The sequence below is a fragment of the Mesorhizobium sp. WSM4840 genome (genome assembly GCF_055811755.1).
In genome coordinates, this window is sequence record NZ_JBVVQD010000042.1 from 1 (window position 1) to 17,890 (window position 17,890).

Here is a 17,890-nt window from a genome sequence, read left to right on the forward strand (position 1 = left end):
ATCAAGTACGGAGCGGGAACGATCGAGCGGGATTGTCCGATCGAACTCGAAGTTACCTTTTGCGTTCAGGGAGTAATCAGCCCGCTCCTCGCCAATATCTTCCTGCACTACATCCTCGATCTCTGGGCCCACCAATGGCGACGTCGCCATGCACGCGGTTGTGTTGTGATCGTGCGCTACGCTGACGACTTCGTCATGGGCTTTGAGAAGAAGGCCGATGCAGAGGAGATGCTGTTGACCCTCAAGGCGCGGCTGGCCGGCTTTGGCCTGACGCTCCATGAGGACAAGACGCGGCTGATCGAATTTGGGCGGTTCGCTGCCCTCTCACGACAGCGGCGTGGCGAGCGGCGGCCAGAGACCTTCGCCTTCCTGGGCTTCACCCACTACTGCGGGCGGACCCGGGATGGCCGGTTCATCGTGAAGCACAAGACGGAAGGGAAACGCCTGACGCGCAAGCTGACGGCGCTGCGCCAGGATGCCTGGCGGCTCATGCACGCGCCACTGGCCGCGCAGCACAGGTGGTTCGCCGCCGTTCTGCGCGGACACTACGGCTACTACGGCAGGCCGCACAACTACCCAGCGCTCAACGGATTCCATCGGCAAATGCGCCGGATATGGCTACGGTGTCTGAGACGGCGCAGCCAGAAAAGCCGGCGTATGGGCTGGTCGGAGTTCGAGACCCTGACGGCGCGCTTCCCCCTGCCAACTCCGCGCATCACTCGAACTTGGGCGCAAGCACGGATATGACGCGGGTTACCCTCGGGAAGAGCCGGGTGCGGGAAATCCGCCCGCCCGGATCTGTGAGGGCGAAAGCCGAATGGCTGAGCTACTCGACCGCGACCGTCCAAGAGATCGCGAGGCGAACGGCGCACCAATACGACAGAAGCTTCGAGGTCATCGACGTTGGCCAGTTGCCAAGAGATCGACCATGCCGTGCATTCGCAAGGTTGGTCTTAGGGAAAAATGTTGCACGGTGATTTGATGAGATGCGATGACACCGCATGTCAATCGCCCGCATTGCCCCAGAAAGCTTCGAACTTCAGGACCTCGTTTGCGTGGAGCTCACACTCCGCTTTGGGCTCGCCCGCGTCGGCCGGATGCTGGTCGAGCCGAGCGGCGGCGAGGACGGCTCGCTGTTCATTGTTGGCCATGATCCGCGCCATTACGAGATCCAGGTCAAGGGCATATCGGGCACCATTAGCCTTGCCGATCTAGCGCTGTGGCTGACGCATTTCCCCGAGCGGAAAGCGAAAGATATGCTGCTAGAGCGATTGGCAGCGGATAAAAGCCGGCACCTGATCGTGGTCATTTCAGGACGCGCATCAGACGCGCTTTCACCGCTGGTTGCGCCGCCGGGCTGGACCGGCGCCGATCTCACTGCGCCGCCAGCAGCGCTGTTCGCGGATCTGCTTGACGCGTTCCGAGGCAGTGATGTCGATGGGCAGGCGAAGAAGAAGCTACGCACCGAACGTGTCGGCCATCATGCCAAAGTCGCCGCAGCGATGACGGACGCGGACATCGCAGCGGTGCTGCGCCGGACTGTGATCATCGAAAGAGCGACGCTTAGCGAAGTGCGCGATAACATCGGCCGCTATCTTGCTGCCCGGGCGATACCTAACGACGCCCTCCCAGACGCGACCGCGAGGTTGCGCGCCATTGTCGGTTTGAAGCGCAAGGGCGGGGAAGACGTGGTGGCGGCGATCGCTACTCAGATCGAGCGCGACTCACCGACTACGGTTAGGCCACACGATTACATACGCGGCGACGAGGAGTCGGCGTGGATTGAGCGTGTGCGCACCGAGAACTACCTTCTCCTCTCCGGCGTCACGCGTTCAGGTAAGAGCGTTGCCGCGCGCTTCGTCGCAGCGGATTTCGAGCGCCACGGCGTCCGGGTCGAGGAATTTGGTACGATCGAAGCCGCCGAACGCTTCCTGCTTGGATCCACGCCTGGCGCACGGATCGCTATCGTTGATGATCCTCTAGGCGGCGCGCATGCGACGGTTGATCCCGATCGGCAGCTTCACCGGCTCGAGGCGCTTTTGCCTCGCCTCGACACGCGCCGCCGGCTCATTGTGGCACAAGGCCGTGAGCGCTTGCTAGAGGCCGCGCGCGTAGCGACCCTGGCAGATGCGGCCATCAACGGAAAGCCTTGGATCGACACCGCCAAGCGGCCGTCAAGCTTTCTCGCGAAGCTGTGGCGGTCTTTTGCCGACCGATCAGGGCTACTTGAGCCGCTGCGATCGGAAATGGCAAAGGCGGTGGAGGAAGGAACAGTCCAGCTTGAGCCAGGCAGCCTCGAATATCTCGCGAACCTGCCCGAAGCGCTTCCCGGAACCTGGTCCGTCGAGCGGGCTGAGCGCGCTGCGCTAGTCGATGCGGCCACATTGGCGCGCGCGCTGGCCGGCGAAGCAAGTGCGATGAAGCTGCTGCCGGCGCTTGCTATCGCTTCCGCCGCGCGCGAGCCGGTTGCTAACGAAGAACTTGCGTTCGTGACCGGCGCGGGCGGCGATGGCTTGCCGAGTAAATCAACTCATCTCGGACTTGTCCGAACAATTGGCGGCGAGCCACACGTTCCGGCATCACTGCCGTCCTACGAGGGTTCGATAGCGCTACCAGCGGAGATGCAGGATGATCTCGATGCGCTCGAACGGCGGCGCATGATCGCGACCGATGCAGACAATCGCACTGCCTTCACCCATCCATTCTATCGTGCTGCCGCTGAGCTTCAGCTGCGTGACCCAACCCGGCGCACCGCAAACGCCATGCTTGCGATGCACGAGCGTGCCTTGTTCTCGCGCGCACCGCGCACCTCGAGGGCCGCGGCGCGCAATCTCGATTGGCTGCTAGAATATAGCAGCCGGTCACCGGGCGTCTCGGAGGCCTTGTTCCGGCATGCTGAGTCCGGACTTAATTCGCTCTTTCCGACGACGCGCGATCTCTGTTTCGAGTTCATTCTACGCAACTTAGATCGCGCGGAGGTCGTACTCGACGGCGGTATTGTCCAAGCTGCAAACAGCGTCGCTTCGATTAGGCTTGAGGCACTTGCTTGGCTTGGCGGCGAAGCTATGCTGCCGGTCGATGGCCATGTTCGTGATGATGAGATATGGCGAGGATGGTTTCCACCCAGTGCGGCCGCGATTGCGCCCGCGCTCGCCGCGCTTGCTGCCGGTGGCGCCGCGCTGACGCCAGAGGCTGCGGCGGATACTCTGCTGTATCTTAAGAACCATCCCAGAGCAGCGACCCCCCAACATATCACGAGCTTGCTCGCCTACAACGAGGGGGTAATCCGCGCGGAGGCAGCTCAAGTGTGGCTGTCGCGCAAGCGGACCCATGACGAGCCCATCCTTGAGCGGATCTTCGCCGACTCGCATCCGCTGGTCGCGCGGCGGGCGCTGAATGGGGTCATCGCGGGCTACGCCAAGTCCGGGAAACAGCGCCGCGCCCGGCTGATCGATGGGTTGGCAACCATGGCCGTCGCGCCCGCAAACGCGTCGCTCTTCTTGCAACGACTGGTACTGTTCGACCGTGACCCGGTTGCTGCGGGCGATCGCCCCTGGCCAGCGTTCGCGCGGTTGATGCCGCTGGTGCTTGATGGTCTCCCCGCCAACGCGTCATTCGTCGAGGCGCGACTGCACAATGTAATGCGCGAGGCGGACCGGTACCTTCCCGTTGAGGAACTCGCCACTATCTGCGACTGCTGGGTTAGCTGGATCGAGCGGATGGACGCGGCCGATCGCTGGCTCAGTGACTATGCGCTGGGCGTATTCGAAATCCTGTTTCGGTCCCTCAGCGGCCGGCCCGAGCTACGTGGGCGTATGGTAGAACGGCTGCTGTCGCTCCGACTTACCGGCTCGCTCCTCACTGTGATCAAGGACGCCGTGGACCTTTGGCCAGATCTTTCTCCGGACGAACGTCGAGCGCTCGTCGAGTGCCTAACTCAGGACGGCCCAGATGCGCGCTGGCGCAAGGCAGTTGCGCTAACGCGCACCGAAGTGCCCTCTGAGATCGAAGCAGTATTGCTACCCGTCGGTGTACGGCTTGCCGATGGCCAGACAAGCATTCGCGCTGTCTTGCCTGCCGACTTGTTCGCTGCGTGCATCGGCATAGTATGCGGTTTTCCCGGCAATCTCAGCGAGTTTAGCCCATCGGCACAGGCCGCGATTTGGCACGAGGCGATTGACGCGATCGCGCGGCAACCGACCGATCCGCTCTTCGAGGGGGCCTTCTCTCGCATCGCGGCCCGTGCCAAGCGCACCGATCCTGCGTTCCTAGATTGCATGACAGTGGCAGCAGGTACGGATGCGGATCCGGTCTTCGAACAACTGCTGAAGCATAGCGTTTATGACGGCGCTTTCGCACGCGCTGAGCATTGGCAAGCCCTTCTTCGCATCGGGCCAAAGGATGGCGACCGGAGCCGCTGGTTCGATCGTATGGCTTCCGTCGCCCACGAAGTCGTTGATAAAGCGACCGACATCGGCAACTGGATGCTCGATCCCGATCACGCGGAACAGATCAGGTCCCGGCTGGGACCCGACCTCAATGTTTACGCAGCGCTCGCGCTGTTGCTCGAATTTCGTCATACGATCGATCGACTCGCCGACTCATCCGTCGATGAGGATAATGACGAAGCCGCGGACGAAGTAGACGAAACAACCGTGCTCAAAACTTTCGCTAAGTGCGTAGTACGGCTGATCCAAGCAAAGCTTCCACGCTTCCTACAAACAGTCGACGATGCTCACGACATCCTGAAGCGCCAAAATCTGATGACTGAGGACTCTGCCCGAGCGCTTGAGATAGCCCGTGAGCGCTTGATACCCGCACAGTCTGCCGCACGAAACTCCTTCTCGGATGCCGAACGCGCTAGGCGGCCGACTGACTGGGTCGTTCCGGTTTGAAAAAATACCCTCACAAATTTTTGTTCCTGACTGCCGTTACGATTAACTACCAATTACTTTCTATTGTTATTTGACGTGCCGCTCACTCTCGATCAAAAGCAGGGTCAAGTAACCTGTCGTTTCTACAACTTCCGTGGAAACTCCGCCAATCGCTGCCTGTGCCTCTGCAGCAAAGTCGATATCTCCGGTTCGCAGACGCTCGACCAAATCGGACACAGCCGTTTGCAGGCCTGCGTCAAAAGCATCGAGTTGTCTGATCAACTCCTCGCTCTTCGTGGCGAAGGTGGACTCCAAACTCCGGCGGGCAATGATCTCCTCTTCGGGGCGGGTCTCATTACCGAGTCCCTTACAGTCCATTGCCCCAAGTTCACCGGCCAGGCTCAGCACTTCTCCAAACAAGCTCGCGATAGCAGACGGAGCATGCGGCAATCCGAGATCTTCAGCCCAGGCGGCAGCGCCTTCGACGTCAGGAAGGAGAGTCTGATGACCGGACTTCGCGAGCGCTGGGAACGCGACACCGTCGATGAAAGACATGACTGTCAGACGGGTCGAAGACTCCACCAACGATCGCAACACCTCCGCTTGCTCCGCGAGGGCTATCACCGCGCCCGCAACATCATTCCCGGGAATTAGTGCGAGAACATCTGTCGGAGGCCATGGAAGGATACCTGTCGGATCGCCGCGGAGATGGAAAACCGCATCGATTCCGGCTTCGTTCGCCGACCGTTCAATTTTTGCCTTGCGCTGAGCCAATCGTTTCTCTCCCGCGCCTTCGGCGGAGAGGGCCACGAGCCTCAGAGCGTTACCCACTCGCGCACCCTTGCCGCGGGCTACCCAAGTAGCCGCTGGCGGCTCCTGTCTCTCATGCGCTTCACCGGCCAATAGCCGCAGCGCCTCCAAGAGCGCCTTCAGCCGCGCGAGCGCTGGCGGGGAGCCATCGCCAATGAGCTGCCACGGCTCTTCGGAAATTGCTGTGTCTACGTCAGCGATGAGATCGTTCAGCCAGGCTATGTATACACCTGCCTGTTCGGGCAGCTTCGCGAACCTCTTGGTCAGATTGACGCTCGCGCTGTGCAGCAGGTTCTGGAACTTGGTTACAGCGGTGTTTGCGTCTCTACTCCCGGCGCCTAACGCTTCCAATGACGAAATGGCCGGAGGTGTCAGCGCTTCGGTTTCCGAATTGAGGGTACTCAACGTTTCAAAGAGGCCGCCAAGCGCATTCTTTCCCCGAAAATGCGCGTCAAAAATCCTCTCTAACGTGGGCACAAGGGCTTCGAGGATGCTAACGCCTCTTGCAAGATAGTCGCTATAGCTCGGGGCGGCGACGCGGCGAGAAATCAGATCGCGCCACTGCCTGTTCCATAGCGGAATAGAAGGTGGCGGAAGATTTTCTCGCGGTATCCGCTTTGTCGCGAGCGGCAACTGGGCAAGGCCTGCCAATTCGCCGCTTGCAGTGATTGCGTTTGACACCGCGATGTCAGCTGATGGGCACAGGGCTAAAATCAACTCGCACAAACTCACAACCGCGTCATGCGGATTTCCTTGCACGGAGCTGGCGAGATACCTGAGATCGCAACGGACGATCACTCCATCATCCGCATTTTCAGTTGTGACAAGACTGGCCCAGGCGGTTTCTGCCTGAATCTTTGCAAAGAGTGTCTCTTGTCCGATCTCGGTGACCCATTGGATCGCGATGTCACGATCTAGTGCAGACAGAGTGCCCATCACCGACCCCACAAGATGTAGATCGGTATTCAGCAGGTTGGTTGGAACCTGTCGTAGCGCGGTCCGTATCGTCTCTGACAAAGGCACACCGACCAATGCCTCAAGAATCTCATCTAAGCTCGCCAGATCCGCCGTCTCGATCATGGCAGATAAGGTGGACGGGACCATCCGCTCGATCAGCAGGCGACGAGGGTCATTTCCCAAGGGACCTTTGATCCGCGATAGCCGATCAGCTGCAGCCTGAACTTCCGGGATGTCGAGACTGCCGAGATTGATACCAGCAATCCCAAACATCGCAGCGGTCCCGATTTGCGTTCGCGGGAGCGCACGGGCTTCGGATGTTTCCAGCCATTCGTCCACGCCTGCAGAAATGCGTCCCGCGCCCAAACCCCGAAGTGCGGATGCGAGCACCATGGCATCTGGATCGCGCTCCAACCGGACGGTCAAGCTATTGATCACTGCCGCGACCGACAGGCGCCGCGCCGATAGCGTGTCGGCGACCAAGGGCTCGAGATCGGTGGCGGGCACGCTTGCGACCGTCCGTTGGAAACTCGTTTCGAGAGTTGGCAATGCCGTCTGATGCGTCAGTCGCAGCAATTCTTCAGATCGAAGCTGGTGCAGGCCTGCGAGTGCGCCTGGAGCAGGTGCGCGAACCAAATGTTCCTGGACGAGCCGCTGCAGCGCTCGTAATAGATCAGCCTCACCAACCGAGAGCGTGTGCGCCAATCGTGACGCATCGATTTCAGCATTCGCCGCGCCTGCCCAAGCGATGGATCGCAGGATATCGAGTTCAAGTGAACGCTCTGGATCCGAAATCCTGGCCGCAACCTGATCGGCGAGGAGTTCGGACATCCTTCGACCGCGTGTCAGGATGTGGACATATTCAAGAAGGAGACCATCGCTCAGCTTCCACGGCTCGCGCCAACCCACCCAGTCCGTCTTACCGGCTTCGCTCAGTTCCCGCCAGAGCCGCTCCGCGAGTTCATCGTCGGGGTCGGCCCGCACTTCGGCTGCACGGGCACGCTCAGCAATCAGTGTTACATCTTCCTCCCGGACAGAGCCGAGCAGGATGACGCCGGGAACTGACATCGCTTCTTTGAGCAATGCGCCCCAGCTTTCCGGCCCGTTTCGGCCGATATCGTCCATAACAAAACCCAAAGGGCTATCTTCCGAGGCTCGGAACGTCCGGATCAACTGGCGCACAGAAGGAATATCCGCCATGCCCAGACGACGGATACGAAACCACCGTACGGTATGGCGCAATAAGTTGGCCGCTTCCCACATCAAAGCGGACTTACCGGCACCTGATGGGCCGACGATCACTGCGGCACGGCGTTCTTCAATTCCTTCCACCAGTGCCGACCTGCTTCGGGGACGCTCGGATACCAGCCCCGCCGCTAGATGGCCGGGTTCTACGTCGACCCCGAGATAGAAGTTCGGATCGTTCAGGGGTGTGAGGAAATCGACCGGTTCGCAGACGCCTTCCCTGAGGGCGCGTTCGATCGCGTCGACATCGACAGCGGCCAAAACATCGCGGATTGCCGTTTCCGTGTCAGACATCGAAAGGCCACGATAGTCCTCCGGCGTCAACCTCCCATTGGCGTCTGCCAGAATACCCACACGAACAAGTAGCTCGGCGAAGCACATCTGGGCCGCGATTGGAGAGCAGTTCAGCCGATCCGCGATCAGGCTGATCGCGGATTCCTGCGGTGAAGCGGCCACGATGATCGACGTATTCGGGAGAAGATCTGAGACCCCGTTGAACTTTAAAAGTCTGGCGGTGATCGGACCTTCAATTGAGCGGTTCGTGGGCTGTTCTTTCAGAGGAGCTAGGCCGGCAACGTCCCGCTCAAGAACGAGCTCCAGTCTTTCCGGCTGCGGTGAAAAGCTAAGGGATCGGTTCCATAGGTCTTCTATATGTCCGGCTGTCTCGCCTTCCGTATACTCTCCGAGATGCTCTCGTCGGCTTTTGACTTGGACAAAGCTCGTTTGTTCGCCGCGTAGCTCGACATCATCACCGCCTTCAGGAATCAAGATGGTCGGTGCCCGCCGACCTGCCCATATTTCCACCGCCAACCAAGCAGACACCGCATCCTGATACCGAAAACCCCGGCCAGCATTGGATCCGGCCCTCGATGCGGCCTTGCAGCTGCTTTGGTTCATCGTGTCGCTTTCCGGTTTTTGTTTTCTTAGCCATACGCGCCCTCGCACTTGCAGCTCTCTCTCTACTGTAGGGCCAGAACCGTCTTAAGTTCTGTAGTATCCCAACGCGAAGAAGGCCCATACTGTGTGGCTGTGCCGGACGCGAAGCTTTCGGTGCAAGCGCGCGTTTCGACTGGCACCTGCGAGAGCCATGATATCCTGCCGAAAGTGCGTTTTGTGTCCAGTTCGCGAGATAAGTGTATCGCCGTAAAGCTCCCGAGTGGGTTGCTAGGGGCCGATCCCAAAGCGCTTAGGAAGGGCAAAGCCGAATGTCGGCTTTTTCGTCGGCTGATCACACAACCCGACCGTCCACGCGTGAACGTGAGCGAGGCGTTCATCGGTGAAATACGGCGCGGTAGTGGGACAAAAACATTGAAAAGCATTGGAACAGATATACGCTTCGATGAAATCGGCAGATTGGACATTTGCTACACTCCGAAAACGCTATTGCACCACCCGCATAGCACTGGGACGTGACAACCGCACGTCCGCTCGTCTCTCCTGCAGTTTGGAAAAAAGATCGTCGATAAGCGGCGCATGTATGGCGCGAACGAGGGTGAGGTCGAACCGGTCAAGCACCTTCGGAAGTTGCATGGCGTGGCGCCGCAACCTCCACCGTTCGCCGCGCAGCGCCCTGCGAAACCGGAACCGTTCCAGACATCCAGTCGGAATTGTCTCGTCGCGATGGACTTACGCAGGGTCGCCGCGAGGCTCTTTCGTCAAGGCGGCGACCGAAGTGCGCTGTTTAGGCATGCGCCTTTACTGGCTATGCCTATGCCGGCAAACCTGCCATACGCATGGCGTCGGTGACGTCATCGATGATATCAGGCGCAATTCCTACGGCAGCGGACCAGCGCCCGATGGTGAAGTGCGGGTCGAGCGAGAGCAGCCGCCCAGCCGAGGCTTTTGCCTCGTCGAGCTGCCCGAGCCTGGCTAGCGGTGCCGCCAGCCATCCGTGCAGGATGCTGAAGCCGGGGTTCAGTTCCACCGCCCGCCGGCCTGCTATGACGGCTTGCTCGTGTCGGCCGGACAGGAAATTGCCGAAGCCGATGATACCTTGCGGCACGCAGCTCATCGTGTCGAGGGGGCTCAGCCGCATCGCCTGCTCGCCCCAGTCGATCGCCCGCGCCGCGTCGCCGCCATAGGCCACCGGCACGCAGCCGAAGGCATAGACGAAGGCGCAGGATGCGCTGAGCGCCAGGGCTGCCGCGAACGCCTCGTCGGCCAGCCTGCGGTCATGCTCGCCGCCGACGTCCGTCCCTCACTCGCCGCCTTCATGGCGGATTCGCAGGTGCCGTGGAGTGTGGCGGCACTCGAAGGCAAGGTCACCACTCCGGCCCGGAAGGCAAAGCCCTCATGGTATCTCGTTGCCAAGGACGACAAGATGATCCCGCCGCCGGCGCAGCGCCAGATGGCAAGCCGCGCTCAGGCGCCGACCGTCGAGGTGCCCGGCAGCCACGCTGTCTACGTCTCCGATCCCGCAGCTGTCGCCAACCTCATCAAGCAGGCGGCCGCCGATGTCGGCAAGAAGTGAACCGGCCATGATGGGCTGCCTGGGCGCTCGGCGGCGCCCAGGCCCTTTTTTTCTCGCTCTGAACGTATCGTCTTCGGCTGACCAGTCTAACCAGGCGCAGAAGCATACGGAACGATACGGGAAACTTTCTAATTTTGGCCCACGAAAAACGCAATAGAATCAATGTTCTTAACACATCCTCCGGGCCCACCATACAGTCTGCTCGATCTCCGGGTTTTTCACCCGTCTCAGAATGGCGTCGACATTTCCGTAGGTTAGCACCGAGTAGTGGGCAACACTTGGCTGAGACGCCGCAGTGAGCGCCGAAATCACCTAGCTTTTGGCCATCCGTCTCCGTCAGGCGAATCCCGTAGCCAAGTGTTTGCCAAAGCGATGGTTGGCGTTGCGAGTTAGATGCTTGAGGGAGGGCGTCAGAAGCCGAGGAGCGCAGCCTGGCTGGTCCAGGCGTGCGGCAGCAGGAAATCGGCCGGATAGCGATCGTTGGCGAGAATCCCGCCGACCTTTGCGGCTGCGAGGACCACGGCGTCGGGCCTGGTTTCTGTCATCCAGCGATGCACGGCGTCCTGATTTCGAAGGTCGAGAACGTCGCGCGGAGCCATTAGGACCTCGCAGTTTTCCTCCTCCAATCGCCGCGCCACAGTCGAGCCGACCATGCCGCGGTGGCCAGCCACGAATATCCGTTTTGCGTCGAGCCGATAAGTGTAGTCCATGACCGGTGGCCCTCTCTAGACGCTACTGTCCATGTGCCAGCTCTCTCGCTCCAGACGTTTGAGATCGGCGGCCACCATTTCCGCCACGAGGTCGCTGAACGTCGTCTTAGGCGACCAGCCGAGCTTTGAGCGGGCTTTTGCCGGATTTCCCATCAGGAGATCGACGTCCGTCGGACGGAAATGGCGTGGGTCGACTCGGACGAGGATCTCTCCTGTCTTGCCATCCCGGCCGATCTCGTCCACCCCCTTACCTTCCCAGACGATGACGCGGCCGACTGCCCGAAAGGCACGTTCCACGAACTCGCGCACCGAATGGGTTTCGCCCGTGGCGAGGACGAAGTCGTCAGGCTCGGCGTGCAGAAGAATCCGCCACATGCCCTCCACATAGTCGCGAGCATGCCCCCAGTCGCGTTTCGCGTCCAGATTTCCAAGATAGAGGGTGGACTGAAAGCCTCGCTGGATACCTGCAACCGCACGTGTGATCTTGCGGGTCACAAACGTCTCGCCGCGCGTGGGGCCTTCATGATTAAATAGTATGCCATTGGAAGCGAACATTCCGTACGCTTCACGGTAATTGATCGTGATCCAATAGGCATAGAGTTTGGCCGCCGCATAGGGAGAGCGCGGGTAGAACGGCGTCTTCTCCGTCTGGGGCACCTCCTGGACTTTGCCGAACAGCTCGGAGGTTGACGCTTGATAAAAGCGCACCCGCTCTTCCATCTTCAGGATGCGTATGGCTTCAAGCAGCCTGAGTGTGCCAAGGGCATCGGCGTTGCCGGTATATTCCGGCGTCTCGAAGCTTACCTGGACATGGCTTTGGGCCGCAAGATTGTAGATTTCGGTAGGGCGCGTCTCCTGAATGATGCGAATGAGATTGGTCGCATCGGTCAGGTCGGCGTAGTGGAGAAAGAAGCGTGCGTCCGGTTCGTGCGGATCGACGTAGATGTCGTCGATGCGTTCGGTATTGAAGGAGGAGGATCTGCGTTTCAGTCCGTGGACAGTATAGCCTTTCTCCAGCAGCAGTCTGGCAAGGTAGGCACCGTCCTGACCGGTCACACCAGTTATGAGCGCAATGCGATCTGTCATCGTGCCCCATCCAATCGTTGAGGGCTGTGGTGGCGCCGTCGACCGACGGTCCGCCCCCGCACTCCTCAAATGAAAGGCGAAAGCGCTTTGTTCGACCAGAGTGTCATTGTGGGAGGCACGCCGGCAAAGGAGGTAATCCCCACCGCTCAATGCCCGTCACAGCTACTTCCCGTGCGTCCCCTTTCTGCTTGGCTAGCCTCGTCGGACGTAGCCGCCCTGCCGCGAGCCGTCAGTTCACAAGCGCTTGCGCCACCGCTTCTCCGCGAGCTGCTTGCCGCCCATGCTGCCATCGGCAATGCCGAACATGTGGGTCGTCTGACCAGTGCAGCGCGGGCCATGCCGGCTGAGAAACGTTCGCGTCCAGCCTGCATCTCGGGTCACCTGGCAAGCGTGGCGTCGGGGCGCTTGTTGCCGACGATCCCCGCCACCGACGGCGGCTTGTCGAAAGTTCTCGTAAGGCTTGTTATCGCGTCAGCAAAAATGACAATTCGTGGCCCGCAGGAGAAACATGGAACAGGGTGTACCCCTGGCCCTTTATCGCTTCCACTGTTCGGTAGGTTTGCTCCACCGGAGTGCGGTGCCACCAGTGGTGAAACTCGACGAGAATCTGTCTCGGTAAGACATCAGATCCAAGCACCTCTGGAAGGACGTCGTGCTCTGCCCCCTCAACGTCGAGCTTCAGCACATCGATAGTTGCCAGTCCGAGCATATCCAGGATAGTAGAGTAACGCCTCACGTTGCAGATAATGCTCTTGCCCGTAACCATCTTCGTGGAAAAATTGCTGCGTGTATCATCTTCGGACACAGCAAACGTCTGCTCCCCGTCGAAATTAGATATTCCCAGGGGGTAGATCCGCACAGTGGGGGGTAATTCCTGAGCGGCAATCCAGTCAAGACTGGCCGGAGTCGGATCAAACCCAAAGACCTTTGCGCCGAATACTTTGCTGATTTCCTGATCAAATGAAATGTCGTCCCCTAAGCCAAAGGAAAGAACAATAGGGGATGGAGTACCTAGAAGAGGCTCGACCGCAACCACCCAACCTCCATATACGGAGCCGAGTTTTTGTGTAGGAACAGAGCATTCGGGCCGGAGAAGATGATCGAAGCCTAAGGCCGCTCTTACAACGCGCTTACAATACCGGAGCCAATCTGGATTGTACATCAATAGTGCCTTTGGCTTATTTGTAGTAGCTGTTCCGCTTGACTGCGCCTTCCTCACCATGTCCAAAATGGACAAGAGCGCCAGATGGGTTCAGTCTGGCCCAACGCGGAGCGGCTATCGCCCTGTGAATTCTACATCATTTCCTCCCGCGACCAGAGTGTCATTGTGGCAGGCACTCCAGCAAAAGGAGGTAATCCCCATCGCTCGGCGTTCGTAACAGATGCTGCGGGAGCGTCGCCTTGGGCTCGGCCAACGTCTTCGCCCCGCTGCATAGGAAGTAGCCGCCCCGCTGCGATCGCCGGCTCACGAGTCCCTACGCCGATGCCCTGTCCGAGGGCTGCGTGCCGGCTACTTGCGGAGCCGAAGGAGTGGTGATCCTGTTCGTTGCGGAGCTGAACGCAGGGGAGGGCGGGCCTTCGCGGTTCGAACGAAATTGACCTTGGGCTTCGCCGAGCGGAGCGATCGGGCTTTTTGAACAGCGGCCGCGCGACGTAGTGGGTACTCGAAATGGCAGAGGTAATAGGGCCAGTGGAAGCCGTATGGGGGGCCTTATCCAGCTGCCGGATGCATATTTTTTGATCCGTTGCATTGTGGTAATTCGCCGCTGTTGCGAACCCTTCAGCATGGCTTCACACCAGTTCCTACTGGAGAAGCCCTTTGGCAAGTTCGCGCAAGTCCTGAAACGCAATAACAAGGTATGAGACCAGAAAGCTGCACAGATAGAAGCTTGGTGCGGCGCCGCGCTCCCACCGGAGAAACAAGGCGCCGAGTTCAAGGCTCGGGCGCGTTTGTGCTAGCCATGCCAGGGTCGCAGCCAAGGCGAGACTACCCAGAGCATTGGTCGGGTAATGCAGCCCCAAGTAGACTCGCGCAAGCTCTATCACCAAGGTGCAGGCCAGGGCGAGGAGTCCGAGTTCGAAGCGAACGAGAAGAATGGCGATCGCTAAACCCGCGAACAGAACCGCTCGCTCGCTGGGGAACCCGGGGCTGCCGGCGAACGGCGCTGAGCGCAGAACGGCAGCGTCGCCCAGAACCTCCGGGATATGAAGCCCAAGTGCGGCGTCAAAAATCGGCTTTGGCGTCGTCGGCAGAGTGCCCTGCAGGAAATGCGCGACGAGCGCCGCGAGGACAGCTGCGCAGACGCCGCTCACCAGCCTTGCCCTCGATTCCGGCCTGTCATGGGCGAACCAGCAATACCAAAGCAAGGACACAACTATAGCGCCCTCGGTTGTTGGGTAGACGGCACCGAAAGCGAGCCGGCTGGCGAAGGGCTGATTGCTCGCTACGGTGTTAATGGCCTTTACGAGGGGCCTGTCGATCCAATCCGGGTTAAGGGCCAGGAAAGTCGTACCCACAAAGAGGAGGCAAAGCGCGGCGGCATGCTTCAGGTAATGGAAGTCGGATAGCGTTCGCGCCATCGGTTCGGCCATCTCGAACCTCCTCGGGCTCGGTCTGCGGAACATCCCGCTAACTAAGCGGTTGTAAGAACCTCGCGCTGCGGTGACGCGGCAGAGCTGCCGAAGAAGACAAGATCCTGCGCCCGGCGCAGCGCGTCGCACAGCCGCCCTACCGGAAGCTCGATGTCGTCATAGCCGAGCACCTCGTCGCGCTTGACGTCGCGCAGCAGTCGGCAGCCCTCGGCGAGCCCGATCGGCACAAGCCGCTCGGCGTGCACCGTCGGCGCGTTCTCGCAGAGGCCATAGGTCATGTAATGTCCGAGGCCATCGAGGATCTCTCCGGCACTAAGGTCCCGCTTGGCGGCGGCCACCACGTCAACGGTCGGCGCGCCCAGGGGCGCAATCGCAGCATCGCGGAAGATCGCGGCCCTCGCCACCGTGAAGGGCACCTCGAAATGACACAGATGATAAGGCCAATAGAAACAGTAGAGCGGCCCGGGGCCCATCTTGTAGAGTGACAGATAGTGTTTCTCGACGGCATTCTCTGTGGTGCCAAGAACGAAGACGCCGGGGTTGGGCGTGGCGCCGACACAATAATCAACTATCCCCGGCCCCTCGAGGAGCTGATTGAGCGGATACCAGCCGACCGCCTCCTGGATCGGGGTCCCGGGCTCGACCACAGGCCCGTACATGCCGCGCTTGGCCACCAGCATGCCTGTGGCGTTAGCGACGATGGCGTTCTCGAATGAGATCTTCGTGCCGTCCGCGAAGGAGGTGACCATCGGGGCCTTCATCCCCCATTTCTTGGCAAATCCCTCCTGGGTCGTCGGATTTCGGTAGGGATCGTGCAGGCCCTTGATGTTCCCGCAAAGCACGGGACGTATGCCCAGGCCCCTGACCCAACGGTAGAGGTTCATGATGACGCCCGGCTGATCCCCCTCCACATTGGTGAGGACCACGCCTGCCTGGTCGGCATACACTTTCAGGATTGGGCCGATCGTGCCGTCGAGTTCGGCATTCATCAGGGCGACATGCTTGCCGTGCCGGATCGCGCGCATTGTGACGTGGGCAGCGAACTCGATCGCGCCTGTCGCCTCGACGACGATGTCGATGCCTTCGGCCTCGCAAATGTGCATCGGGTCCGCCGTGATCGCGCGGCGGCCGCTGGCCACGAGATCCTCAAGCGCTTTGGTGCTGGTCGCCTCCGTCACATCGTCCGCGCCCGCAGCGGCATAGGCCTCTCGCGCCTTTTCCACGTGTCTGTTGGAAATGGCTGCGAGTTTCATGCCCGGAACATGTCGCAGCATCTGCATCGCGATGCCTCGGGCCATGAAACCGGCCCCCACCATACCCACGCGAATTGGACGCCCCTCAGCCTGGAGCAACTCCAACTCCCTGTCGACGATGAACATTTGCGTCTCCTCTGTAGCGCTCCCGCAAGTTCGTCGCCGAGAAAGGTCATTCGGCGTAGTCCGGCCAAGTTCGGTCCTTATCTGAGATCACCGCCGGCTCATCCACTGGCCACTTCACGGCGAAAGCAGAATCGTTCCAACGAACACCGCGTTCGGCTGCAGGTGCATAGAATTCGGAGACGAGATACGTGGCCTCGGTGTGGTCCTCAATGGTGAGAAAGGCGTTCGCGCAGCCCTTCGGTATCACCAGCATCCGTTGGTTCGCCGCGGAAAGTTCCACAGTGAGGTGCTGCTTATAGGTGGGCGACTCGGGCCGCAGGTCGATCAGCACGTCGTACAGGCTGCCCCGTATGCAGCGAAGCATCTTGTCCTCGCCATGGGGAGCCAGCTGGTAGTGGAAGCCGCGCAGTGTATGCTTGTGCCTGTTGTATGAAATATTCATCTGCACGACATGATCCGGAAGCCCCTGCTCGGCAAATTCCCGCGAACACCAGCCGCGTGCGAAAAAGCCCCGCTCGTCTTCGAATTTCTGCAGTTCCACCAGGGTGGCGCCGGGAATATCGGTCTTTGTGAAAAGCATCGTAGATCGATTGATCAAATGAGTGTCACGTCGGGTCGCATCTCCGACGCTCTCCTGAGGGTTGCTCGCGCCGGCGGTCCGCTTGTGCGATCGCGGGACGGCATCAGACTTGCGCCGGATGCAAGAGGCGCGAGCCGTGGACTTCATAGCCGATAGGCACATAGGCTAGGTGTGAGAGTGCGCGTCTTACGCTTTCCCGGCGTTCCGGCTTGACCGCGAACATAAGGAATCCGCCGCCGCCGGCGCCGCACAGCTTGCCGCCTTCCGCACCTGCGTCCCTGGCGAGGTCGTAGTGGCCATTGATCGCCGCGTTACTCACGCGGGACGCCAAACTCCGCTTCATCTCCCACCCTGCGTGAAGGACGGCACCGAAGCGTTCTATGTCGATGACGGGCTCCGAAAAGATCTCCTGAAGCATGAAGGCATCGTCCCGCATCCGCCTGAGCGTATCGAGATTGCTTGACGTGTTCGCCTTCTGCTCTGCCAGCACGGAACTGGCCGGTCGCTGATGCGATGTCCAGAACATCATCAGGTTGCTGAAGAGATGTTCGACGGCGCCATTGCGCACCCGCTGCGGCTCGACCGTTACCGCGCCGCCAGGCTGGAAGCGGAACAGGTTCATGCCCCCGAACGCGGCGGCATACTGGTCCTGCTTGCCAATCGGCTCCTTGAGGATGTCCATCTCGATGTGACATGCCTCTTCGGCGAGTTGGCCAGGGGTGACACGTTCTCCCCGGAATGCATGTAGGGCGTTGAGCAGTCCCACCGTGAACGAGCTCGACCCCCCCATGCCCGTCGAGGCAGGCATGTCTCCGACCGTCGAGATGTAAATCGGCGGTTCGATCTCCAGGAAACGCAGGCATTCGCGAGCGATGTTGTTCTTGATCTCCCCTATGGTGTTTACCTGCTCTGTCTGTGAATAGTTCAAGCGGATGGGTTCATTAAAGATCTCGCTGTGACGCTTGACGGTGACATAGATGTACTTGTCCACTGCCGCGCTGAAGACCGCGCCGCAATCGAGATTGTAGAAATCGGGCAGGTCGGTACCGCCGCCAGCAAAACTGACGCGCAAAGGAGTGCGCGTCAGGACGAGAGACGGTAGACGCTGTGCAGCGCGATCGATGATGGTCAGAAGGTCCAGTCCTGAGCGGCGCCCCACGGCTTTGGTATCGTCTAGCTGTTCCATA

The 17,890-nt window shown here is 60.2% G+C and carries 11 protein-coding genes and 1 pseudogene; 3 read left to right on the forward strand and 9 right to left on the reverse strand.

Translation table 11 applies throughout. The features are described from left to right. Positions 1-747: reverse transcriptase domain-containing protein (locus AC0L3I_RS32990; protein ID WP_473529702.1), on the forward strand; the 747-nt coding region annotated here is incomplete at its 5' end. 254 nt (positions 748-1,001) lie between these two features. Next, positions 1,002-4,895 carry a hypothetical protein gene (locus AC0L3I_RS32995; RefSeq protein ID WP_473529703.1) on the forward strand — a complete coding sequence of 1,298 codons (3,894 nt, stop codon included), beginning with the start codon at positions 1,002-1,004 and terminating at the stop codon, positions 4,893-4,895. A gap of 66 nt (positions 4,896-4,961) precedes the next feature. Here the strand turns inward: AC0L3I_RS32995 and AC0L3I_RS33000 are convergent, their stop codons facing one another. Together AC0L3I_RS33000 and AC0L3I_RS33005 are read right to left on the reverse strand one after the other, a co-directional pair. Beyond that, complete coding sequence (locus AC0L3I_RS33000; RefSeq protein WP_473529704.1) at positions 4,962-8,783, reverse strand: hypothetical protein; 3,822 nt, start codon at positions 8,781-8,783, stop codon at positions 4,962-4,964. A gap of 811 nt (positions 8,784-9,594) precedes the next feature. Next, complete coding sequence (locus AC0L3I_RS33005) at positions 9,595-9,972, reverse strand: hypothetical protein (RefSeq protein WP_473529721.1); 378 nt, start codon at positions 9,970-9,972, stop codon at positions 9,595-9,597. On the opposite strand from AC0L3I_RS33005, the gene AC0L3I_RS33010 reads away from it, so the two are divergent. After that, positions 9,880-10,356 carry an alpha/beta fold hydrolase gene (locus AC0L3I_RS33010; protein WP_473529705.1) on the forward strand — a complete coding sequence of 159 codons (477 nt, stop codon included), beginning with the start codon at positions 9,880-9,882 and terminating at the stop codon, positions 10,354-10,356. The genes AC0L3I_RS33005 and AC0L3I_RS33010 overlap by 93 nt on opposite strands. A gap of 455 nt (positions 10,357-10,811) precedes the next feature. On the opposite strand, the pseudogene AC0L3I_RS33015 reads toward AC0L3I_RS33010, so the two are convergent. The 7 genes and pseudogenes from AC0L3I_RS33015 to AC0L3I_RS33045 form a co-directional block, all read right to left on the reverse strand. Beyond that, a pseudogene (locus AC0L3I_RS33015) lies at positions 10,812-11,066 on the reverse strand (NAD-dependent epimerase/dehydratase family protein); the annotation flags it as partial. A gap of 15 nt (positions 11,067-11,081) precedes the next feature. Beyond that, complete coding sequence (gene gmd, locus AC0L3I_RS33020) at positions 11,082-12,152, reverse strand: GDP-mannose 4,6-dehydratase (protein WP_473489157.1); 1,071 nt, start codon at positions 12,150-12,152, stop codon at positions 11,082-11,084. A gap of 463 nt (positions 12,153-12,615) precedes the next feature. Then, positions 12,616-13,188, reverse strand: coding sequence for an FkbM family methyltransferase (locus tag AC0L3I_RS33025; protein WP_473489156.1), 573 nt, complete (start codon positions 13,186-13,188; stop codon positions 12,616-12,618). Positions 13,189-13,955: 767 nt separating this feature from the next. Further along, on the reverse strand, positions 13,956-14,744 hold the full coding sequence (locus AC0L3I_RS33030; protein ID WP_133254760.1) for a phosphatase PAP2 family protein: 789 nt from the start codon (positions 14,742-14,744) through the stop codon (positions 13,956-13,958). A gap of 41 nt (positions 14,745-14,785) precedes the next feature. Further along, positions 14,786-16,123, reverse strand: a complete 1,338-nt coding sequence (locus AC0L3I_RS33035) for an NAD(P)H-dependent oxidoreductase (RefSeq protein ID WP_473529706.1) — start codon at positions 16,121-16,123, stop codon at positions 14,786-14,788. 46 nt (positions 16,124-16,169) lie between these two features. After that, positions 16,170-16,703 (reverse strand): dTDP-4-dehydrorhamnose 3,5-epimerase, encoded by a 534-nt coding sequence (gene rfbC / locus AC0L3I_RS33040; RefSeq protein WP_352963810.1) that lies wholly within the window; start codon positions 16,701-16,703, stop codon positions 16,170-16,172. Positions 16,704-16,806: 103 nt separating this feature from the next. After that, a complete protein-coding gene (locus AC0L3I_RS33045; RefSeq protein WP_123147937.1) occupies positions 16,807-17,889 on the reverse strand; it encodes a GHMP family kinase ATP-binding protein in 1,083 nt (360 codons plus the stop codon). Between the last annotated feature and the right edge of the window lies 1 nt (position 17,890).